This window comes from Candidatus Hadarchaeales archaeon, from assembly GCA_038736355.1.
Taxonomy (GTDB): domain Archaea; phylum Hadarchaeota; class Hadarchaeia; order Hadarchaeales; family WYZ-LMO6; genus WYZ-LMO6.
The window spans coordinates 274,546-293,624 of the sequence record JAVYML010000003.1 but is presented as its reverse complement, the minus strand read 5'-3'; the positions used below and the strand labels follow the sequence as shown (position 1 = coordinate 293,624).

The 19,079-nt window shown below is 52.5% G+C and carries 23 protein-coding genes and 3 tRNA genes; 7 read left to right on the top strand and 19 right to left on the bottom strand.

All coding sequences use genetic code 11. The features are described 5' to 3' along the window. Positions 1–2: 2 nt before the first annotated feature. Positions 3–794: a Ku protein gene (locus tag QXG22_06455; GenBank protein MEM0359623.1), complete on the bottom strand. Its 792-nt coding sequence runs from the start codon at positions 792–794 to the stop codon at positions 3–5. Positions 795–831: 37 nt separating this feature from the next. Between QXG22_06455 and QXG22_06450 the strand changes: the two genes are divergently transcribed. Next, entirely contained in the window at positions 832–1,044 is a 213-nt protein-coding gene (locus tag QXG22_06450; GenBank protein ID MEM0359622.1) for an LSM domain-containing protein, read from the top strand. Here the strand turns inward: QXG22_06450 and QXG22_06445 are convergent, their stop codons facing one another. After that, positions 1,045–1,317 (bottom strand): hypothetical protein, encoded by a 273-nt coding sequence (locus QXG22_06445; GenBank protein ID MEM0359621.1) that lies wholly within the window; start codon positions 1,315–1,317, stop codon positions 1,045–1,047. A 76-nt stretch (positions 1,318–1,393) separates the two neighbouring features. On the opposite strand from QXG22_06445, the gene QXG22_06440 reads away from it, so the two are divergent. Next, entirely contained in the window at positions 1,394–1,573 is a 180-nt protein-coding gene (locus QXG22_06440) for a hypothetical protein (protein ID MEM0359620.1), read from the top strand. On the opposite strand, the gene QXG22_06435 is transcribed toward QXG22_06440, so the two are convergent. Next, complete coding sequence (locus QXG22_06435; protein MEM0359619.1) at positions 1,570–1,815, bottom strand: hypothetical protein; 246 nt, start codon at positions 1,813–1,815, stop codon at positions 1,570–1,572. The two genes, QXG22_06440 and QXG22_06435, sit on opposite strands and share 4 nt — an antisense overlap. Before the next feature lie 38 nt (positions 1,816–1,853). Here QXG22_06435 and QXG22_06430 point away from each other — a divergent pair, with 38 nt between their 5' ends. Next, positions 1,854–2,372 carry a nitroreductase family protein gene (locus QXG22_06430; protein MEM0359618.1) on the top strand — a complete coding sequence of 173 codons (519 nt, stop codon included), beginning with the start codon at positions 1,854–1,856 and terminating at the stop codon, positions 2,370–2,372. Here QXG22_06430 and QXG22_06425 read toward each other — a convergent pair. The 8 genes from QXG22_06425 to QXG22_06390 are packed head-to-tail and all read right to left on the bottom strand — an operon-like array spanning position 2,369 to position 9,545. After that, positions 2,369–3,268, bottom strand: a complete 900-nt coding sequence (locus QXG22_06425) for a hypothetical protein (GenBank protein ID MEM0359617.1) — start codon at positions 3,266–3,268, stop codon at positions 2,369–2,371. The two genes, QXG22_06430 and QXG22_06425, sit on opposite strands and share 4 nt — an antisense overlap. A 10-nt stretch (positions 3,269–3,278) precedes the next feature. Next, positions 3,279–4,445, bottom strand: coding sequence for a bifunctional phosphopantothenoylcysteine decarboxylase/phosphopantothenate--cysteine ligase CoaBC (gene coaBC, locus QXG22_06420; protein ID MEM0359616.1), 1,167 nt, complete (start codon positions 4,443–4,445; stop codon positions 3,279–3,281). Positions 4,446–4,458: 13 nt separating this feature from the next. After that, the gene (locus QXG22_06415; GenBank protein ID MEM0359615.1) at positions 4,459–4,926 is read right to left on the bottom strand and encodes a phosphopantetheine adenylyltransferase; all 468 of its coding nucleotides are present in this window, start codon (positions 4,924–4,926) and stop codon (positions 4,459–4,461) included. Then, positions 4,923–5,735, bottom strand: a complete 813-nt coding sequence (proC, locus tag QXG22_06410) for a pyrroline-5-carboxylate reductase (protein ID MEM0359614.1) — start codon at positions 5,733–5,735, stop codon at positions 4,923–4,925. The genes QXG22_06415 and proC overlap by 4 nt, the downstream gene beginning before the upstream one ends. Continuing rightward, on the bottom strand, positions 5,705–7,021 hold the full coding sequence (locus tag QXG22_06405) for a glutamate-5-semialdehyde dehydrogenase (protein ID MEM0359613.1): 1,317 nt from the start codon (positions 7,019–7,021) through the stop codon (positions 5,705–5,707). The genes proC and QXG22_06405 overlap by 31 nt, the downstream gene beginning before the upstream one ends. Further along, positions 7,018–7,803, bottom strand: coding sequence for a glutamate 5-kinase (gene proB, locus QXG22_06400; protein MEM0359612.1), 786 nt, complete (start codon positions 7,801–7,803; stop codon positions 7,018–7,020). The genes QXG22_06405 and proB overlap by 4 nt, the downstream gene beginning before the upstream one ends. 24 nt (positions 7,804–7,827) lie before the next feature. Next, a complete protein-coding gene (locus tag QXG22_06395; protein ID MEM0359611.1) occupies positions 7,828–8,628 on the bottom strand; it encodes a tRNA pseudouridine(38-40) synthase TruA in 801 nt (266 codons plus the stop codon). After that, positions 8,625–9,545 (bottom strand): MBL fold metallo-hydrolase, encoded by a 921-nt coding sequence (locus QXG22_06390; protein ID MEM0359610.1) that lies wholly within the window; start codon positions 9,543–9,545, stop codon positions 8,625–8,627. Before QXG22_06390 ends, QXG22_06395 begins: the two co-directional genes overlap by 4 nt. A 59-nt stretch (positions 9,546–9,604) precedes the next feature. Between QXG22_06390 and QXG22_06385 the strand changes: the two genes are divergently transcribed. Further along, positions 9,605–10,399: a hypothetical protein gene (locus QXG22_06385; protein MEM0359609.1), complete on the top strand. Its 795-nt coding sequence runs from the start codon at positions 9,605–9,607 to the stop codon at positions 10,397–10,399. A 30-nt stretch (positions 10,400–10,429) separates the two neighbouring features. Continuing rightward, entirely contained in the window at positions 10,430–10,897 is a 468-nt protein-coding gene (locus QXG22_06380; protein ID MEM0359608.1) for a C-GCAxxG-C-C family protein, read from the top strand. A 188-nt stretch (positions 10,898–11,085) separates the two neighbouring features. Here the strand turns inward: QXG22_06380 and QXG22_06375 are convergent. Both QXG22_06375 and QXG22_06370 read right to left on the bottom strand, forming a co-directional pair. After that, positions 11,086–11,175 (bottom strand) — tRNA-Leu (locus QXG22_06375). A 44-nt stretch (positions 11,176–11,219) separates the two neighbouring features. Beyond that, positions 11,220–12,425 carry an acetyl-CoA C-acetyltransferase gene (locus tag QXG22_06370; GenBank protein ID MEM0359607.1) on the bottom strand — a complete coding sequence of 402 codons (1,206 nt, stop codon included), beginning with the start codon at positions 12,423–12,425 and terminating at the stop codon, positions 11,220–11,222. Positions 12,426–12,532: 107 nt separating this feature from the next. On the opposite strand from QXG22_06370, the gene QXG22_06365 reads away from it, so the two are divergent. Further along, a complete protein-coding gene (locus QXG22_06365) occupies positions 12,533–13,117 on the top strand; it encodes a ferritin family protein (protein MEM0359606.1) in 585 nt (194 codons plus the stop codon). Positions 13,118–13,137: 20 nt separating this feature from the next. Here the strand turns inward: QXG22_06365 and QXG22_06360 are convergent, their stop codons facing one another. The 3 genes from QXG22_06360 to QXG22_06350 all read right to left on the bottom strand — a co-directional run bounded on the left by QXG22_06360 (position 13,138) and on the right by QXG22_06350 (position 14,884). Then, positions 13,138–14,544, bottom strand: coding sequence for an amidohydrolase family protein (locus QXG22_06360; GenBank protein ID MEM0359605.1), 1,407 nt, complete (start codon positions 14,542–14,544; stop codon positions 13,138–13,140). 17 nt (positions 14,545–14,561) lie between these two features. Then, a tRNA-Glu gene (locus QXG22_06355) sits at positions 14,562–14,664 on the bottom strand. A gap of 145 nt (positions 14,665–14,809) precedes the next feature. Next, positions 14,810–14,884: transfer RNA gene (locus QXG22_06350), tRNA-Arg, on the bottom strand. Positions 14,885–14,935: 51 nt separating this feature from the next. Here QXG22_06350 and QXG22_06345 point away from each other — a divergent pair. Next, entirely contained in the window at positions 14,936–16,381 is a 1,446-nt protein-coding gene (locus tag QXG22_06345) for a radical SAM protein (protein MEM0359604.1), read from the top strand. Here QXG22_06345 and QXG22_06340 read toward each other — a convergent pair. Genes QXG22_06340 through QXG22_06330 form a run of 3 tightly spaced genes read right to left on the bottom strand, consistent with a single transcriptional unit; the run spans position 16,378 to position 19,051 of the window. Continuing rightward, positions 16,378–17,547, bottom strand: coding sequence for a 3-hydroxyacyl-CoA dehydrogenase NAD-binding domain-containing protein (locus QXG22_06340; GenBank protein MEM0359603.1), 1,170 nt, complete (start codon positions 17,545–17,547; stop codon positions 16,378–16,380). The genes QXG22_06345 and QXG22_06340 overlap by 4 nt on opposite strands. 1 nt (position 17,548) lies before the next feature. Then, on the bottom strand, positions 17,549–18,286 hold the full coding sequence (locus QXG22_06335; protein ID MEM0359602.1) for an N-acyl homoserine lactonase family protein: 738 nt from the start codon (positions 18,284–18,286) through the stop codon (positions 17,549–17,551). Positions 18,287–18,289: 3 nt separating this feature from the next. Then, positions 18,290–19,051: an HD domain-containing protein gene (locus tag QXG22_06330; GenBank protein ID MEM0359601.1), complete on the bottom strand. Its 762-nt coding sequence runs from the start codon at positions 19,049–19,051 to the stop codon at positions 18,290–18,292. Positions 19,052–19,079 lie beyond the last annotated feature (28 nt).

The window sequence follows — 19,079 nt, the reverse complement described above, 5'->3', positions numbered from 1 at the left end:
GGTCAGCCACTCGCCTTCTTCCTTTCCCTGGCCGCAGCCAAGCTGGCTTCCAAGGCCTTCATGAGGTCCATTGGAGCCTCCTTCTTCTCCTCCCTCATCACGGGAAGGGGTTCACCTTCCATTTTCCTCTTCACCAACTCCATGAGGGCCTCCTTGTAGGTGTCCTTGTATTCCTCGGGCTTGAAATCACCGCTCAGGTGCTCCACCAACATCCTGGCCAGCTCCCTTTCCTTTTCGGTGGGAAGGGGAAGGTGCTGGAGTTCCTTCAGCTCCGAGGGGTCCACGAGTTCGCTCTGGTAGTGGAGGGTGGAGAGGAGCAGACCCTGCCTGTAGGGTCTGAGGACCACCACGTATTCCCTGGCCCTCATGGTCATCTTTCCCACCCCCACTTTGTTTGTGAGGGAGAGGATCTCCCTGAGGAGGGCGAAGGCCCTTTCTCCTCCTTCTTGGGGTACTACGTGATAGTGGGCCTCTGGATAGAGGGGATCGATGGAAGCGGGATCGACGAAGGTGAAGATTTCTATGGTTTTGGCCTTCTTGGGCTGGATACCGAGGAGTTCCTCCTCCTTGAGGGGAACAATCCTAGTTTTGGAGAGTTCGAAGCCATACTCCACCTCTTCCAGGGGCACCTCCTTTTCGCAGCGTGGGCACCACCTCTTGTGTTGGAGGGGTGTGTGACAGGAGGAGTGGAGGGTACGGAGAGCCGTCCCCCTGGCTTTCGTGGCGGGATAAAGCTTGATGGGAAGGTTTACGAGGCCGAAGGAAAGACTCCCCGCGAAGATGGCCTTGGGCATCCATTATCCTTTAAGTCCTAGCAACTTATAGGAACAGATGGCTGAGGTTTTGGAGCTGGGAAAAAGGATAGGATCTACCATCCGGGTTTTTGCCCGGGATGGGAGGGAAATAAAAGGAGTCTTGAGGACGTGCGATGAGCACCAGAACTTGGTGCTGGAAGAAGCGGAGGAGTATTGGGATCAGAAGCTCGTGAGAAAACACAAGTTCCTTTTCCTGAAGGGGGGAAACATCAGGATAGTGGAGGTTTAGTCAACCTATCTTCTTCACCTCTCCTAGGGATTTCTCCAATTCCACCAGCTTTTTTCCATTTTCTGTAAGATAGAACTTGCCGTTAGGATTTCTGCCCAGGATGCCATAATCCATCATCCTTTCCAGGATACATCTCAATATCCAGCTTTCGGGTTTGGAAAGGAGCTTGAAGAGCTCTAAGGCCGATATTTCCCCCTCTGTGTCCCTGAGGGCCAGGAAGATCCTCCTGGCTTCCTCATCCTCTACCAGCCATTCCACGGCTTTTTCTATCATCCTTTTCCCTCTGAAGGAAGGTCGTTTAACCTTATCGAGACGATAGGATTAAAAGTTGGGTTCATAAAATAAGCCGATGTCGGCTCTAATAACAGTGGGGAAAATCCTGCTGGGAATCATCTTAGTACTGACAGCAGTGGGTTCGGGCTTCTTCGGTTATATTTGCGTGAGGGCCGAGGCAAAAAAATGGGCGGTTGGAATGTTCCTCATCACTTTCCTCTGCCTCTTAGCCCTCTACGGCCTGGTCCGGCTCTAGAGCTCGCTCCTTCCCCAGTGTTCCAGGTTCATCTGTTTGACCCTCTCTTCTAGCCTGGCCATGATCTGATCTTCCACCTGTCTCCTTTCAAAATCCGATAACCTCAACCTTTGCAGTCTGGGTCTGGCAAAGATGTCGAAGGCCATTTCTATATCTTGCTTCGAGAGGGGGCCATCCCTGATTTTGTCCATGAGAAATTCTAGAGCTTTGGAGGCTATCCAATCCACTTCGTTTTCTGCCATACCCAATCCTTTTTTCTACAGAAGACTTAAAATTGGAGATGGATACACTCGAGGCCATAAGGAAGAGGAGGAGTATAAGGAGTTTCAAGCCCGACCCCATTCCGGAAGAGGATTTGAGAAAGATGCTGGAGGCAGCCGCCTGGGCCCCTTCCGCCGGCAACTGTCAGCCGCTTGAACTGGTGGTGGTGAAGGATCAGAGGATAAAGGAGGAAGTGATGGAGGCTGCCTTTGGTCAACCCTTCATAGGGGAAGCACCGGTGGTAGTGGTGATATGTGCGGATGTGGAGAGAACGGTAGGGAGGTACGGAAGGAGGGGTGAACTCTTTTACGTGCAGGATACGGCCGCTGCTACCCAAAACCTCCTCTTGGCGGCCACTAGCTTGGGATATGGGACCTGCTGGGTGGGAGCCTTCTCCGAGGATGAGGTGGCCAGGGTTCTCCACCTCCCCCCAGGCATACGCCCCTTAGCCATCGTTCCCATCGGAAGGAGTGCCGAGAAACCTGAAGCACCCCCCCGCAGACCCCTGGAAGAAATCGTGCATAGGGAAAGGTATTAGAGAAGGTGAGCACCCCGCGCACTAACCCTACTCTTGATCAGCATTCCCTTTCCCAAAGAGGCCGAAAGCTCCTCCACCCCCTTTTCCAGGCTTTCTTCGGGAAAGAAGCCGAAAACCCCCCTTCCCAGCATCGTTTGGCTTGCCCCTATCGCTCCAAATTTCTTGAAGAGTTCCACCATCTCCCTCAGCTCTCCATCCATGAGACCCAAACCTTCGGCGAATTCCAGAGAGGCTTCAAGAAAAGTTCTCACGCTTGGATGGGCTAGAACCCTTTCCACGGCTTTTTTTCCCAGAGAACGCGCCCGGTCCTTCATCTCTGGATTGGAGAGTATTTCCTTGGTGCTTATTCCTCCTAGGGTGCAGGAAACCACCCACATTCCCTTTGGTACGGCGATCTTCCTCCAAGAGCCATATGGAGGGGCCCCTGGTCTTACCCCTATCACCAGCCCGCCTTTTGCCTGGGCACCTACATCCCCAAGGCCAGTGAGATTCCTGATTTCGGCCACGTGGGCCATTCTTATGGCCTCCCTTTTCCATGCCCTTATTCTCAGCCATTTGGAAAGGGCTAGTGCCATACCCAAAGCCCCCGCCCCGCTGGCTCCATAACCCGCCCCCATGGGGACCTGTAGATGATGTTCGACCCTCAAATGGAACTCCTCCTCCGTATCTCCCAAGAAAGACCTGGCTACGTACGAGCTCGTTTTGGCTTCCGTTTTCTTCCCGTCAATAAAGATTTCTACTCCCTTCCCCTCTTCCAATCTCACCTTCGTTAGAACACCCACCTCCAGGCAGGGTCCCCCGTTCCTAGAGCCCATTCTTTCCGGTCTGGGAGAAGGGCACACCTCGAAAAACCCGGAGAGGTGGGCGGGAACGAAGGCCCTGAGTTCCCCTTCCATTCGAATTCTCCTAACCCCGGCTTTTCTTCAGCTGGAGAACCAAATCGAGGATCCGATGGGCAACTTCTTCCTTCCTGCCCTTCAGCCTTTCCATCCCCGATCGGTGTATCAGTATCACCTCATTGGTATCTTCACCGAAACCAGCTCCCGGGCGGGAGAGATCGTTGGCTACTACTAAGTCAAAACCGGCCTCCAGTTTCTCCTTCGCTCTGGAAATCAGCTCTTCTTCAGAGACCCCATGTTCCGCCTTGAACCCTACCAGTAAGAGGTGGGGACGGAGACGCTTCACACCATCCGCCACCCTCGGTGCAGGAACCAACCTGAGTTCCACGGTTTCCACGCTCCTGAGTTTCCTCTCAAAAGGTCTTTCGACCATGAGATCTTGAGCGGCCGCCGCCGCTATCACCACGTCCACCCCCTTTTCCACCTCCTTCTCCAAGGCTTCCTTCATCTCTTGGGTAGTCCTCACCCTCACCACCCTTATCCCCTCCGGCGGGCTTTCCGTGCCTGGACCGTAGATGAGGGTTACCTCAGCCCCACGCAGGGAGGCCATCCTAGCTAGGGCTATCCCCATCTTCCCAGAGCTGAGGTTGGTGATCATCTTCACCTTGTCTATGGGTTCCAGCGTGGGACCGGCCGTGACGGCTACCCTCAACCCCTTCATGTCGGGGGGACGGTAAAACATGACCCTTAGAACGATTTCCCTCGTTTCGGCCATCTTTGCCCTTCCCTCCAACAGAACGGGTCCTATCACGGTGATGCCCTTTTCCTCCAACCTCTTCAGGCTCTCCTGCACCGGACCGTTGAAGAACAGGGAGGCATGCATGGCGGGTGCCAAGAAAACGGGTTTGCCCAGTCCCAGCGAAGAAAGGACCGTGGCCGTAACGGGGGTATCGGCTATTCCCCAGGCGAGCTTCCCGATCGTGCTTGCAGTGGCGGGAGCCACTACTACTGCATCCGCCCACTCCGAGAGCTTGATGTGTTCGATTTCACCCGTGAGGGAGGTCACCACTTCCCTGCCTGTGGCCCAGTGCATGAGGATGGGGGAAAGGAGTTGGGAGGCACTGGGGCTCATCACCACCCTTACCTCTGCCCCTTCCCTGATGAATTCCCTGGCCAGTTCCGGTCCCCTCATGATGGCAGCACTGCCCGTGAGGCAGAGGAGGATCCTCTTCACCAAGAGGATTTTCCTATTCCTTCTTAATTAGTTTGCCATGTTCGTCTATTTCTCCCCTCCTTATCCGCGTCGAGGAGATGGGCTTTCCATCCTCTGCTAGAACGAAGGGGATTTCCAGAATTTGGAGTTCCCTCAGACCCCTCTCCCTTCTTATTCTATTGATCTCCTCCGCCCTTTCCCTCGTTTCGGGACTCACCACGATGGCCTCCAGCTCCGGGTCTGAAACCGCAGGACCATAGGGGTCCCTGATCACCACCACCTCTACCCTCTCCTCTCCAAATTCCGTGAAAACGGTTTCCAACAGCCTTCCCAGCCTTTGCCCCAAAGGTTGTATTTCGCATCCCTTGCTCCTGGCCATTTCATCCGAACAAACTCCCAAATATACCTTCTCACCCACCTCGAAAGCCTTTCTCAGGAGGGCTAAATGACCTGCGTGGAGATGGTCAAAGGTTCCGCCGGCAGCCACTTTTTTGAACTTCATCCCAGCTCTCCAGCCCTTTTCCAAGCGACCTTTAAGGCTCGCTTGAAGGCCTCAAAAACCTTTCCCTTTTCCAGTTCCCCGAGGGCAGCCTCCGTGGTCCCTCCTGGTGAGGCAACCATCCTTATGAGTTCCTCTGGCTCGAGTTCCAGTTCCAGCAACATCTTTCCAGTTCCCTTGGCCGTTTGGGAGGCCAGCTTCAGAGCTTCCTTCCTGGGCACCCCGAGTTCTTCCGCCGCCTCAGCGAGCGCTTGGATTACCAGGGAGAAATAAGCCGGACCACTCCCGCTGAGGGCGGTTATGACATTCATTTTCTCCTCTGGGACTTCCAGGGGTGTTCCCAATTTTTCCAAAAGCTCCTCCACCTTTCTCCTCTCTTCCTCCCCCCCCGTTCTAGAGGAATAGACCATCGCCCCTTCCCCCACCGAGCAGGCTAAATTGGGCATGAGTCTGAAGGCCCTCGCTCCCTTCAATTTCCCCTCCATCCTTTCGAGGGGAACGCCAGCCACGCAGGAAAGAACGATTTTACCCTCCACTTTCCCTTCCATCTCCTCCAGCACCTCCTCGAGCTCCTTGGGTTTTACGGCTATGAAGATCACTTCCGAATCTTCTAGGAGGGGACCGCATTCCTTCACCACCCTCACGCCGAACTGGAGGGAGAGGTTCTTGGCCTTTTCTTCATCCTTTTCGCAAACCATGAGTTCACTTTGGGAGAATCCCGCCCTCAGCAGGCCCCTCAAGAGGGAGGATCCGAGCCTCCCTCCCCCCACGATTCCCACCTTCAGACCCTTCCCTCCCTCACCTCTTCCCAAGTTCTTTCCAGTCGACGGTGGAGGAAAGGTCTGGGAGGGGAGGATAGGTAAGGAGCCACCGTGTGCCCTTTCCCCACCAAATAGTATTTATACGTGGTGAGCCCTTCCAGCCCCACGGGACCCCTCGCATGGAGCTTTCCCGTACTTATTCCCACTTCTGCTCCAAGTCCATACCTGTAGCCGTCGCTGAACCTGGTGGAAGCATTCCACATCACGGAGGAAGAATCCACCCTCTCCATGAACTTCACAGCGGTTTCTCTGTCCTCCGTGACGATGGCGTCGGTGTGTTTGGAGCCGTAGTGGTTGATGTGGGAAATGGCCTCTTCCACGCTGTCTACCACCTTCACGGCTATGATGAGATCGAGGTATTCGGCATACCAGTCCTCTTCCTTGGCCCTTTTCACCTTCACGATCTTCCTCGTACGTTCGCATCCCCTCACTTCCACTCCGGCTTTGGAGTACATCTCCACCAGTCTGGGCAGGAACTCTTCCGCTATTTTTGCATGTACCAATACTTTCTCCGCAGCGTTGCAGACAGCTGGATATTGGACCTTGGAATCGTAGCATATCTCCAAGGCCTTCTCGAAATCTGCATATTCGTCCACATACACATGACAAACACCTTCCGCATGCCCGAGGACGGGAATCCTGGTATTCCTTTGAATGAACTTAATGAATTCTTTGCTTCCCCGAGGAACTAGCAGGTCCACATATTCTTCCAGCTTCAGGAGTTTCCTCACCTCCTCCCTTCCTTCCACCAGCTGTATCCATCCCTCCGGTACCCCCTTTCCTTCCGTCGCCTCCTTCATGAGCTTAAAGAAGGCCCGATTGGAGTGGGTGGCCTCCCTCCCACCCTTGAGGATCACGGCGTTTCCGGACTTCAGGCAAAGGGAGGAGATTTGGGGAAGGACATCTGGTCTGGACTCGAAGATGGCTCCCACTACTCCTATCGGACAGGACACCCGGTAAAGTTCCAATCCTTCGTCCAGTTCACAGGCGTAAAGGGTCTTTCCCACAGGATCTTCCAGCTGGGCTACACTCTCTATCATCTTGGAAATGGCTTCCAGTTTGGATTCGTTCAGCTTCAGTCTTTCCAAGAGGGGCTTGGAGAGTCTCCTCCTCTCAGCGATCTTCAAATCCCTAGTATTGGCTTCCAAGAGTTCGGTCCGATGTTCCCTCACGGCCTTGGCCGCCTCCCTGAGAGCGGCATCTTTTACCTCCGTACGTAGGGTGGCCATTTGGAGGGAGGCCTCTCTAGCCTTCCTAACGCTTTCCAGTAGTTTCATTTTTTCTCCTCCGGCAGGAAGAGGGTACCCACCTTTTCCCCCGAAAGCAAACGCTCCAGCACCTTCCTTTCTCCAGCTCTGGCTACCACCACGGGTATGCCTGCGGAGCAGGCCATTTTGGCTGCTTGTAGTTTGGTTCTCATCCCTCCAAAACTTTTGCCCTTTGCCAGCCTCTCCAGTTGGGGGGTGAATTCCCTCACTTCGTGGAGGAGTTTTGCTTTCCTATCATGTTTAGGATCTCCTGTGTAGAGGCCGTTCACGTCCGAAAGGAGGACCAAGAGATCGGCTTCAGAGAGGATGGCCAAATGGGCTGAGAGAAGGTCGTTATCCCCGAACTTTATCTCCTCCACTGCCACACTGTCATTTTCGTTGACCACGGGTATCACTCCCCATTGGCGAAGAACCCTAAGGGTGTTTCTCAGGTTCTTACTCCTTTCCTTGTCGAAAAAATCTTCCTTGGTGAGGAGGAGCTGGGCTATGGGTTGCCCATATTTTCCAAAGTACTTTTCATAAACCCTCATCAGAATTCCCTGACCTACCGCGGCCGCGGCCTGTAACATGGGCAATTCCTTGGGTCTCTTCCTCATCCCCAACCTACCCACTCCAGCGCCTATGGCTCCAGAAGTTACCAGCAGCACTTCCTTTCCCTTTTTTCTGAGGTCCATGACTTCTCTCACGATCTTTCTCACCTTTTGATAATCCAGCCGAGAATACTTGTCCGTGAGGCTGCTAGTACCAACTTTTACCACGATCCTCTTCACCTTCGAGAAATCTCTCCCCATACCTGAAAATTCCCCCCTTTTACCCTATTTAAACCCCAGTTCTTCCCTCAAGATCCTGCGCATTTCAGCATTTCCTAAGCTGGGGACTTGGGAGAGATAATCCTCGAACCTCTTCACGGCAGATGGGTTGGGTGGTAGGAGGAGATCCTTGTATCCCACCTTCATAAGGAAAAGACCCTCACAGGGTGCGGGTTCCCATCCCCTTCCCCCTTCTCTACTGAGTTTCCAAAGGTCCTCCACCTTCCTTTCTCCTTTTCCCACCAAGAGCAGGGCTCCCATCATCCTCCTCACCTGGTGGTAGAGGAAGTTGGTGGCTATGAAGTCCGCCTTCAGTATCCCCCCTTCCGCCCTTATCCCCACCAGGAAGAGTTTGGAGGAAAGAGGGCGACCTGGTTCTGGTTTACAAAAAGGGGCGAAGGTGTGGGTAGTTTCCAAAAACTTGGCCCCCCTTCTCGCTTCGTGGAGGTCGAAGGGGTGAGGAAGAGGGAGGACGTATCTGTAATGTCTGAAAAGGGCTTCCCTTCTGGGTCGAAAGGTGGGGGGGACCTCCTTTACCGAGAGGATGGTGAGGTCTGGGGGAAGAAAGGAATTCAGTTCTTCCGGAGTAGGAAGGTATCTGGAAGTGAGGGCCACCACTTGTCCTATGGCACTTACCCCCCTGTCGGTCCTAGCGGCAGCTTCGTATCCAGCCCCTTCGGGAGTCTCCATCAAACCCGCCTTCGAAAGGGCTTGGAGGAGTACTCCCTCCACCGTGCGTTTTCCAGGTTGGCGGGCAAATCCGAACCAAGAGGAGCCTTCATACGCGATTCTCAGGGCGATCCTCATTCCTTTCTTAGCTCCCACATCCTCACCATTACCTGTAGGACCTCTTCCCTCTCCATGTGCGGTTCACCCCTCAGTTCCCGATAGGCCCTTTCCAAGTTTCCCAGTAGCCTCTCCCTTTCCCTCCAGCTTGCATACTTCCCCAGTTCTAGGCCCCCTATCACCTCTTCCACGGATTTTCCTTCTTTCAACCCCCTTTCTGCCTCCCTCCAGATCATTTCCAGATATTCCCTGGCCTCTTCCAGCGCTTTCCCACCCCAACTGAGTGGACCATGTCCGGGCACGTAAACTCTGGCCTGGAGGTTCCGGAGGAGCTCAAGGGTTTTGATGGATCCCCTCACGGATCCCATGAGGACGAAGGGAGTACAGGGGGGAGAAAAGAGAAGATCGCCACAAAAGACCACCCCTTCTTCTGGCAAGTGGAGGAAAAGATCTCCCCGGGTATGGGCGGGACCTGGATGTATCATCCTGATTTCCCTCTCCCCCTCTTCCGTTTCTTGGTACAGGGTGAGGCTTTGTTCGAAAGTCAGGTCTTGGGGACAGACCTTGACCCCTCCCACCTCCAATTCCGGAAAGAGGGCCAAGTAAAGGGAGGGATCCACCTCTCTTTCCCTGAGAGTCTCCTCCCTGCACCTGGAATGACAGATGGTGAGGGAAGGATGGAAGAGATGGTTGGTCCAAAGATGATCGGGGTGGGCATGGGTGTTGATGAGGTATTTGATGGGAAGGTCAGTGATCCTTCTGATTTCCGCTAGGAACCTTTCCGCCCTTTTAACACTTGCCACGGAGTCGATCACCACTACTTCCCTTTTTCCCACCAAGAAACCCGTGTTGTTTACGAACCACTCCCCCTTTGGCTGAAGGTAAGCATAAACTCCCGGAGAGAGCTCTATCGTTTTGGGTTCTTCCACCCAGACCATCAGATACCATCAGGAAAGTTCGATAAAGCTTTATTCCATTTTTCTCGAGAGAAGAGAGAATGAGAAAAGTACTCCTTTTCCTTTTAGTTTTCTTCTTGCTGGGGAGTTGGTATTTTTTGCGGGAAGAAGGCCCCAAGTTTAAGTTTCTAGGCTATTCGTTGGTTCCTGGAGAGAACTTGGAGCTGGAGCTCTCCTACTCCACCCAAAAAGGGGTTCAGGTCATCCTCTTCAGTCCCGAAGGAAGGAAAATCGATAACGCTTTTTTGTTGGAAAATGTTTCGAAGGCTTCCCTCCTCTTCTCTCCGAAGGGGGTTTCCCCCCAAGGTGGGACCTATCGACTCCTTTTCGAATACCGAGGAAAGAAAATAGCGGAAAATCTTCTCCCCTTCTCAGGGCCCAGCCTGGAAATTGGGAAGGTATCCTTTGAATGGAGGGGAGAGAGCTGGCCTTTGGAAAACCTGTTGAAGGAAGTGCAAAGGATGTATCCGGGGGAGGATCCGGAGAGGAAACTGGAAGAGTTCATTGAAAGCTTGCTGGAGAACTATCCCTGGGCGGATAAGGGGAAGATGCTGGAGAATAACTGTTTCAACTTTTACGAGCTGAGGTCCGTAAAGGTCGAGCTTTTCAACCGCGGGGACCTCCCCGCCTACGTGTTGGCTGTAACGTGGAAACTGGAGAATACTTCCGTTGGGGGAAAGCACGTGGCGGAATGGTTGCTTCCTGGAAGAAAGGAGTGGGAATGGGAAACCAGTCCTTTTTACAGCCTTCCGGGCACCAGGAACCTCACGCTCACGGTGTTGGAGGCTTGGGATAGGGTTCTCTTGGAAAGGATGTGTCCTCTCTCCGTGCCCTAACCCTTTAATGTGGAACGTTGAAACACGTTTGTGGAGCCGATTAAGAGGAAGGTGGGGGAACTGGCTTCTAAATATGAAAGAGAATTTCATGGGTGTTCCCAAGCGGTGATACGCGCCTTCCAGGAGACGCTGCAATTGGGGGATGACACCCTTTTCAAGGCTTCGGGTTCTTTGGTAGGAGGCATGTACTCGGGACTAACTTGTGGAGCCCTTACTGGGGGTCTGTTGGTTCTTGGTTTAAAGACGGGGAGGATTCGGATGGAAGAAGGAATCGAGGGACTTCTGGAAGCTTTTGATCCAGCTCAACGACTGGTGAAGTGGTTTTTGGAGGAATATGGTACCACCTCTTGCAAAGAACTTACAGGAACGGATTGGTTCGATGTCAATCAAGTAATGCTCTTCCTGAGGTCCCCCGAAAAACTGGAGAAATGTGTGGAAAGGGTGGGAAAGACGGCTGAGAAAGTAGCAGAGCTCTTGGAAGAACTGGGGAAGTTATAGGTAGAACGTGTTCAAGAACGAAGTTGAGACCCCTTTGAACTAGCGTGATGTCGGTTTGAAGAATGTATCTCTGCCAAACCACCGGCAGTTTTTGATCGAGGCCGACCTCTATATGGCAGGACAAAATAGGATTTCACCATGTTGAATTGGTTTCTGGATATTAGCTGTCGATCACGATCTAAATTTGTTGGTGCGGGGGGAGAGATTTGAACTCTCGACGACCCTAAGGTCACAGGATCTTAAGTCCTGCCCCTTTGACCAGGCTCGGGCACCCCCGCCTGTCTCTTTTGGTAAAGGAAAAAAAATAAAATTAGGGAAGCTTTTATTCCCTCTTTATAATTACGGCCTCCCCCTGTCCACCACCCACACAGGGCGTGGCCAGACCGTAGGTTGCCCTTTTCTCCTGTAAGATTCTAGCAAGGGTACCTACCAGTCTGCATCCACTGGCACCCAGCGGATGTCCTATGGCTATGGCTCCGCCCTTTATGTTTACCCTTTTCGGGTCAATCTGTAACTCGTAGATGGCGTTCAGGGTGACGATGGCAAAGGCTTCATTAATTTCCCAGTAGTCGATGTCCTCCACTTTTAGTCCGGCCTTCTTGAGGGCCATCCTGCTCGCGGGCACGGGACCCCTTCCCATCACTCCTGGGTTCACCGCTCCCCAGCCTAGGGAAACGATGGAAGCCATGGGTTTTAGTCCGTATTCTTCGGCCTTTTTGCGGGACATCAGCATCATGGCGGTGGCACCAGCGTTCAGGGGAGAAGAGTTACCCGCCGTGATTACTCCGCCTTCCTTGAAAGCGGGGGGCAAGGAGGCTATCTTCTCCAGTGTGGTATCAGGTCTTATCGAAAGGTCCCTGTCCACCTTCATGATGGTCCCATCGGCCTGAGGTGCCTCTACGGGCATTATCTCACCCTTGAAGTATCCCTCCTCCAAAGCCTTGGCAGCTTTCATGTGACTTTCTACGGACCATTTGTCCATGTCCTCTTTGGTGATCACATCTTTTCTCATCTCGGCCAACTTCTCCGCCGTCAATCCCATGTTCATACCGGTTACCAGATCGTATTTCTCGTATCTGGGATCCGTCATGAGGTCCGGACAGGGATCTACAAACTCCAGCATGTACTCCGCCTGCATGGGAACGTGCGTCATGTGCTCGTATCCCCCTACCAATACGATGTCGGAGAACCCAGCCATGATTTCCAAGGCTCCCACCCTGATGGCCACCATGGAGGAAGCGCACTGTTTTTCTACGAAAATAGCTGGCACCGTCTCGGGTAACTCCGCTAGGAAAACTGGAAACCTGCCTCCGTAGCTCCAATTCTCCTTGACAGGCAAGGCACAACCTGAGATAACTTCGTCTATTTCCTCCGGTTTCACTCCAGTTCTTTCTACGAGCTTTCTGTACAGCATCCCCAGCACCACATCCATCCTCAACCTGTTGAAAGCGTCTCTATCTGGCTCCCTAGGTCTGGACCTAGAGAAGGGAGACCGTAGGTAGTCCACTATTACGACTTCGTTCTTCATTTTAGAACCGTTTTTTTCTCCTTTCTTCATTTAAATAAGTTTTGGGTGGTATTTCGGGGAAGCTTTCCCCCATATACAATATATAGTAGATGGCAGACTCTTTCCTGATGAAAAGGACGATAGAAAACTTGGCAAAGGCCTTCGTGGGGGAAAGTCAGGCTAGGAACAGGTACACCTTCTATTCCAAAGTGGCAAAGAAGGAGGGATTCGAGCAAATTGCGGAAATTTTTGCCATCACGGCGGAGAACGAAAGGGAACACGCCAGTTGGCTCTTCAAACTGATCAACGAACTGGGAAAGAAGAGCGGGAATTTGCCCCAGGAGATAAAGGTGGAGGCATCAGTTCCCACCACTCTGGGAACAACCGCTGAGAACCTGAAGGCTGCCATAGCAGGGGAAAACTACGAGTGGACCAAAATGTATCCCGACTTCGCTAAGGTGGCTGAAGAGGAAGGTCTACCCGAAATAGCGGAAAGGTTGAGGGCCATAGCAGTAGCAGAGAGGCACCATGAGGAGAGGTACTCCAAACTCCTCAGAGAAGTGGAGAGGGGAACGGTTTTCAAGAAAGAAAAGGAAGCGTGGTGGGTCTGCAGGGAGTGCGGCTACGTGCATTTCGGGAAGGAACCACCGGAGAGGTGTCCTTCCTGTAATCATGAAAGAAGCTTCTACCAGCTCAAGTGTGAGGAGTACTGACGCAGTTCTCTGAAGGTTCCTTAGCGATGAGCCTTGCGGTAAACTGCCCTGTATTTTCCCTTTTTTCTTTTTTTCTTTTCCAGTTCGTCCTCCAGTTCTGCCAGTTCCTCGTAGGATTTATTTTTGAAGTCACCCTCCTCAAAAAGCTCGGAAGCGGTTTCTTCCGCCATTTTCAAAACTTCTTCTTCATCCAGAGTTAAAAGCTTGCGCTTTCGCATGAGTACCTTCCCGTCCACGATTACCGTGTCCACCAGTTCCCCGGTCGAGGCGTAAACCAAATGGGAAAGTACGTGGTGGAGGGGAGAAAACCTTAGATTCCTGAGATCCACAAGGATGAGGTCCGCTTTTTTTCCCTTCTCTATGGAGCCTATTTCTTTCTCCCTTCCCAGTGCTTCTGCTCCGTGGAGGGTTGCCATTTCAAGCACGGTTTGAGCCGAAAGGAGGGTGGGGTCTCTTTTCCATCCCTTGTGGATGAGGGCAGCGACCTTCATCTCTTGAAACATGTCCAGACTGTTGTTGGAGGCGGCCCCATCCGTTCCCAGTGCCACGGGAATCCCCCTTTCCAACATGTTGGGTACGGGAGAAATCCCAGAAGCTAGCTTTAGGTTGCTGGTGGGGTTGTGGACGGGTTTCATTCCGCTTTTCGCCATGAGTTCCATTTCCTTCTCGTCAACCCACACGCAGTGGGCGGCCAGCAGGTTGGGGGCCAACAAGCCTATGGAATGGAGGAGCTCCACGGGAGTTTTCCCATACTTCTCTTTAGTCTCCCTCACCTCCCTTTCGGTTTCCGATAGGTGGATGTGGATTCCCACCCCGTACTTTTCGGCCTTCTCTTTGACCTTTCTAAGACACTCTGGAGAGCAGGTGTAGGGGGCATGGGGACCGAACATGGTTTGGACCCTCCCCCCGAAGGATCCGTGATATTCCTTCACCAGTTTTTCTCCCTTTTTCAGTTCTTCCTCGCATCTTCCGGGAATGCCCAATTCTATCATTCCATAGGAAAGGGAGGCCCTGAGTCCGCTTTTCCCCACGGCCTCTGCCACCTTTTCCATAAAGAAATACATGTCAGCAAAGCAGGTGGTTCCCGATTTGATCATTTCGGCACAGGCGAGGAGGGCTCCCACATAGCAGTCCTCCGCCCTCAACCTGGCTTCCACGGGCCAAATCTTCTCCTTAAGCCACCTGTCGAGTTCCATGTCATCGGCCACGCCCCTGAAAAGGGTCATGGGGGAATGGGTATGGGCATTTACCAAGCCCGGTAGTACAGCCATTCCCTTGGCATCTATCACCACATCGGCGCTTTCCTTTATCTCCTCCTTTACTTCCACTATCCTATTCCCCTCCACCAACACGGAACCCCTCTTCAGAACCCTCCTCTTGGCATCCATGGTCACGAGGTAACCATCCCTTATCAGGAGTTTTTCCATCCTCTCCCTCCAATAGGTGCCCCGGGCGGGATTTGAACCCGCGTCTGTGGCTCGATTGGCCTGGACGACTCTTCGCCGCCCATGAGGCCACTATGATTGGCCGGGCTACACCACCGGGGCACCCACAATACTCTTCTACCCTTCTTTTCTTCTTTCCGGAAAAAGGGCTCAGGAGCTTGGGGTTCCCTCATCGTTTCCTCCGAACCCTTTCTCTCATCATCGCCCTTTCCAGTTTTTCCCGTCCTTTTAAGGATTTGAGGGTAGGCGGGCCCGGTGGGATTCGAACCCACGATTTGCAGCTTAGAAGGCTGCCGCCTTATCCTGGCTTGGCCACGGGCCCCTTCTTTTATCACCAATTAAACTATTTAGAGGAAAAGGAGAGGGAGGAAAGGTGACCTTGGAGGAGGGAAAGGAAGCCTTCATCGTGAACTCGGTACAGAGGTGGTTGGGTAATCCCTTAACCCGTTTCCTCCTCAGGTTCGTGGCTGGAGAAAAAAGGGGAGGAGGGAGCAGGTTGGACTTGGCCATTCGCAGATACATGGGGGAAGAGGTAAAGGGGGATGTGAGGGACTTTTTTTCCTTTTTGCTCGTGGGAGCAGTGCTGAGTAGGGGCAGTCATCTTTTTGGCTATCCAGAGGAGAAGCTCAAGGAACTCCTAAGGAAGCCTGTGATAAGGAGGGGGATGGTAAACGTCTTGGAGGGAATAGCCAAGTACGGGGTAAGGAGACCATTCGTCACGGTCTCACCCTTTTTGGTGGTTTGGAACTATACCAACGCTTGTAACTTGAAGTGTCTCCACTGCTACCAGAATGCTGGGACTTCGAGCAATGAGCTCACCAGTGAGGAGGCCAAGGAGGTGATGGATGAGCTAATAACTTCTGGAGTGGTGGCTGTGGCCTTTTCAGGAGGGGAACCCCTGTTGAGGAAGGATTTGCTGGAGGTGGCCGCGAGGGGAAAGGAAGGAGGGCTTTTCCTCTCCATAGCTACCAACGGGACCCTCCTCACGAGAGAGAAATGCAAAGAGATGAAGGAAATCTTGGATTACGTGGAGGTTTCTCTGGATGGCTTTGAGGAGACACACGATCGCTTCAGGGGGATACCTGGAATTTGGAAAAAGACTTGTGAGGGAATAAGGAACGCGGTGGAAGAGGGTTTGGATACTTGCGTGGCTATTACCGCCACCCGCTGGAACCTCAAAGAGATTCCCTCCCTCATAGACTTTGTGAAGGAAGAGCTGGGGGTCCAGAGGGTGATGGTTTTCAACTATGTTCCCGTAGGGAGGGGGAAAGAAATAATGGAGGAGGACCTTGCCCCAGAGGAGAGGTGGGAACTCCTCTGCCACCTCTACGAGAGGATGGTGAGCACGGGTTTCTTCTGTTTGAGCACGGCCCCCCAACTCTCCGTGGTTTCCCTTCAAATGGCTGAAGGAAAAGGAGGGTTGGGGCCTGTTCCCACACACTTCGCCAGTCAAGAAACCCTCAGGGCCCTGCAGGGTAAGACGAGGAGCTTGGCGGATTTCTTGGGAGGATGTGGTGCGGGTAGGCTCTATTGTGGTCTCCAACCCGATGGAGAGGTGGTACCATGTGTGTTCATGCCCATCCCTTTGGGAAACCTGAAGGAAAGGAGGTTGAAGGAGATTTGGGAGACTTCAGAGGTGCTATGGAAGCTAAGGGATAGGGATGCCTTGGAAGGATGTGGAGGTTGTGAGTATAGATATGTGTGTGGGGGATGTAGGGCTAGGGCATATGGATACTTCGGGGATGTACAGGCTCCAGATCCAGGTTGTCCTTATAATAGGAGATACTGGGAGAAATTGAGGGCTTCCGCTGTTACTTAGGTTTGAAGTTCGGAGAAGCTCCCTATTTTCCGCAAAAGGGAGGAAGGTTCATACCATTCTCCCTTCGGTCTGAGTTCTTCCAGTTTTTTCACGATTTTTTCCACCCCAAACTCTTCCGCGAGCGAGAAGATTCCCTTGGGTACGAAGGAGAGACTGGAGACCCTTTCCACTTGGTCGGCATTCGTTATTCCCGCCTGAATCATCCCGCATACCTCGTTTACCATGGGTGCCAGCAAGCGTAGTGGATCAAAGGTTTTCCAATCCTCTCTTTTCACTTCCGGTATTCCCTGGGAATAGTCATAGAAACCTCTTCCACTTTTCTGTCCCAAGTATCCTTCCTCTACCAGTGCTTTGAGATCCTCGGGTGGGGAATACTCCCTTCCTAGCTCTACCTGTAGGTATTCTAGGATATAGAGGGCCACATCCAGACCTATCACATCTATGAGCTGGAAGATTCCCAGGGGCATGCCGAGACCGTAGATGGCGGAGGCGTCTATCTCGTAAGGATCGGCTTCTTCCAGAGCATGGTAGGCCTCCAGACCACCCCTCACCAGCAATCTGTTGGCTACGAAGGCGGGCGAATCCTTTACCACCTCCGGCACCTTTCCTATCCCTTTCATCAGTTCCACCGTTAGTTCCAGTACTTCCCCAAGCACGAATTCCGTTTTGACCACCTCCACCAGAGGTAAGAGGATGGAAAAGTGGGGGGGCATGAAACCGTCCACTCTTTGGGGAGCGTGAACGAAATGGGTTCCAATCACTCTCTCCGGTCGGGAGGTGACTTCGGCTAGGCTGGAAATCCTTATGGAGGAAGTGTTGGTGGAGAGAATGGCTTCGTGGGGGAGAAATCTGTCCATTTTTCTGAAAAGTTCCCTTTTTAATTCCAACTTTTCCGTAGCGGCTTCAAGGGCGAAATCCACTTTTTCTAGGGCTTTTCCCAAGTCGGTGGTTGGATGAATTCTTTCCAAGATTTCCCCAGTATCCTCTTCCAATCCCCCTATCATCCCGAGACTCTTTTCGATCTTCCTGAGGGCCTCCCGCAGAATTTCTTCCTTCAGGTCCACGAGGTTCACTTCATATCCGTGCATGGCAAAAAGTTCGGCTATTCCATGTCCCATCGACCCCGCCCCTATTACCGCTACCCTTTCGAAGCCTTCCTTTCCCATTTCACACCTCTGGAAGTCTCTTTCCCTCTAGGGAGGGCTCATGACCGGGGTATACCAACTCCCTGCTTGAAGCGGTTCTCAGAGCTTTTCCCACGCTCCAAAACCACTCCCGCAGGTCCACGATAATAGCTGGCGGATAGAATGGAGTATAAGAAAAGGGAGAGTGGAGATTGAGATAGGTATAGAGGAGGTCGGAGGCCAAGACCGCCGTCCCTTTCCTCGTGTGAAAGGCCAGTCCTTGCATCCCTTCTGTGTGACCCGGTAGGTGAAGGAGGGTCAATCCCTTTTCTATCTCATGATCCCCCTCCACCAGTACCAAATCCATCCTTTCGAGAGGTTCTAGGAGTTTTTGGTCGTAGAAGGGACGGAGGGGGGGAAGAGGGGAAAGGGCGGTCTCCCATTCCTTCTTCTGGACGTAAATCCTTGCGTTTTCGAAAAGCCTGACACAGGCCACATGATCGAAGTGGAGATGGGTGAGGATGAGTATCTCCACTTCTTTGGGAGAAATTCTCACTTCCTCCAGAGCCTTTCTCAGACCTTTTTCTCCTCCCCCTCTCACCTCTAGGTCTTCATGCTTTGAGGTACCTACTCCCGCGTCCACTATAATTTTTCTCTCGCTACCTTCCACGTACCAGATATAGACCGGTGCCGTCACTCGCTGAGTCATATCCCCCATTAGCATGCCTATTCCCATGGGGGCAACAATTTCCGCTTGCTTGAGAGGAACCAAGATGTACATCCCTCACCTCAGCTCAAAGCGGTGGAGAATTTTTTTCTCCGTTTCGGAAATCTCCGCTATCACCTCGATGTAGTCCTGCAATCCAGATTTCCTTATCCTTTCCCTCAGAAGTTGATCCACTTGGAAGATGCCGGCCGAGTTGGACATCTTTATCCTTATGACCACAGGTTTCTTCTCACCCCTCAGGACTTCCACGTTTTCTATGGCCAAGGCCGAAACTGAGTGGATGTCGACCTTTCCGGCATCGAAGGGGATTCTAGCCCTCCCTTTTTCCATATCCAGTGCATCGGCTATGCAGAGGATTCCCGCTTCTTTGGTGAGGCAGACCCCAGAATAATGGGAGGTGATGGCATGGAGGACCTCGGAGGAGATAATGGCTCTCTCTTCTGGAGGATAGTCGTAAAGAAGTTTTTGAAGGAAATGATAAGCTAGCACCACACTATATTTTTCGTGTTCTTCCCTTTGGACCACCATCCCCAAATCGTGTAGGACAGCCGCTAGGAAAACCACGATTTCAGAATACTCCTGCGGGAGATGGTGATCCTTTACTATTCCAGGTTTTTCCACCCCTTCCAATAAATGGGAGAGGCGGAGGGCTGCATTTGCAACGATTTTTACGTGGACGGGACCGTGATCGGTGAAACCTAGGCGGTCTATGGCATTTACGTTAGAGCATCTCCAAAGTTCTTCCAGTTCTTTGTCCTCTTCCACTCTCTGAATGAGCTTTTTGAGTCTCTCGTTTTCGGTAGGAATGTTTAGCTTCATCCATTTTCTTTGAGATGCATGGAGTATT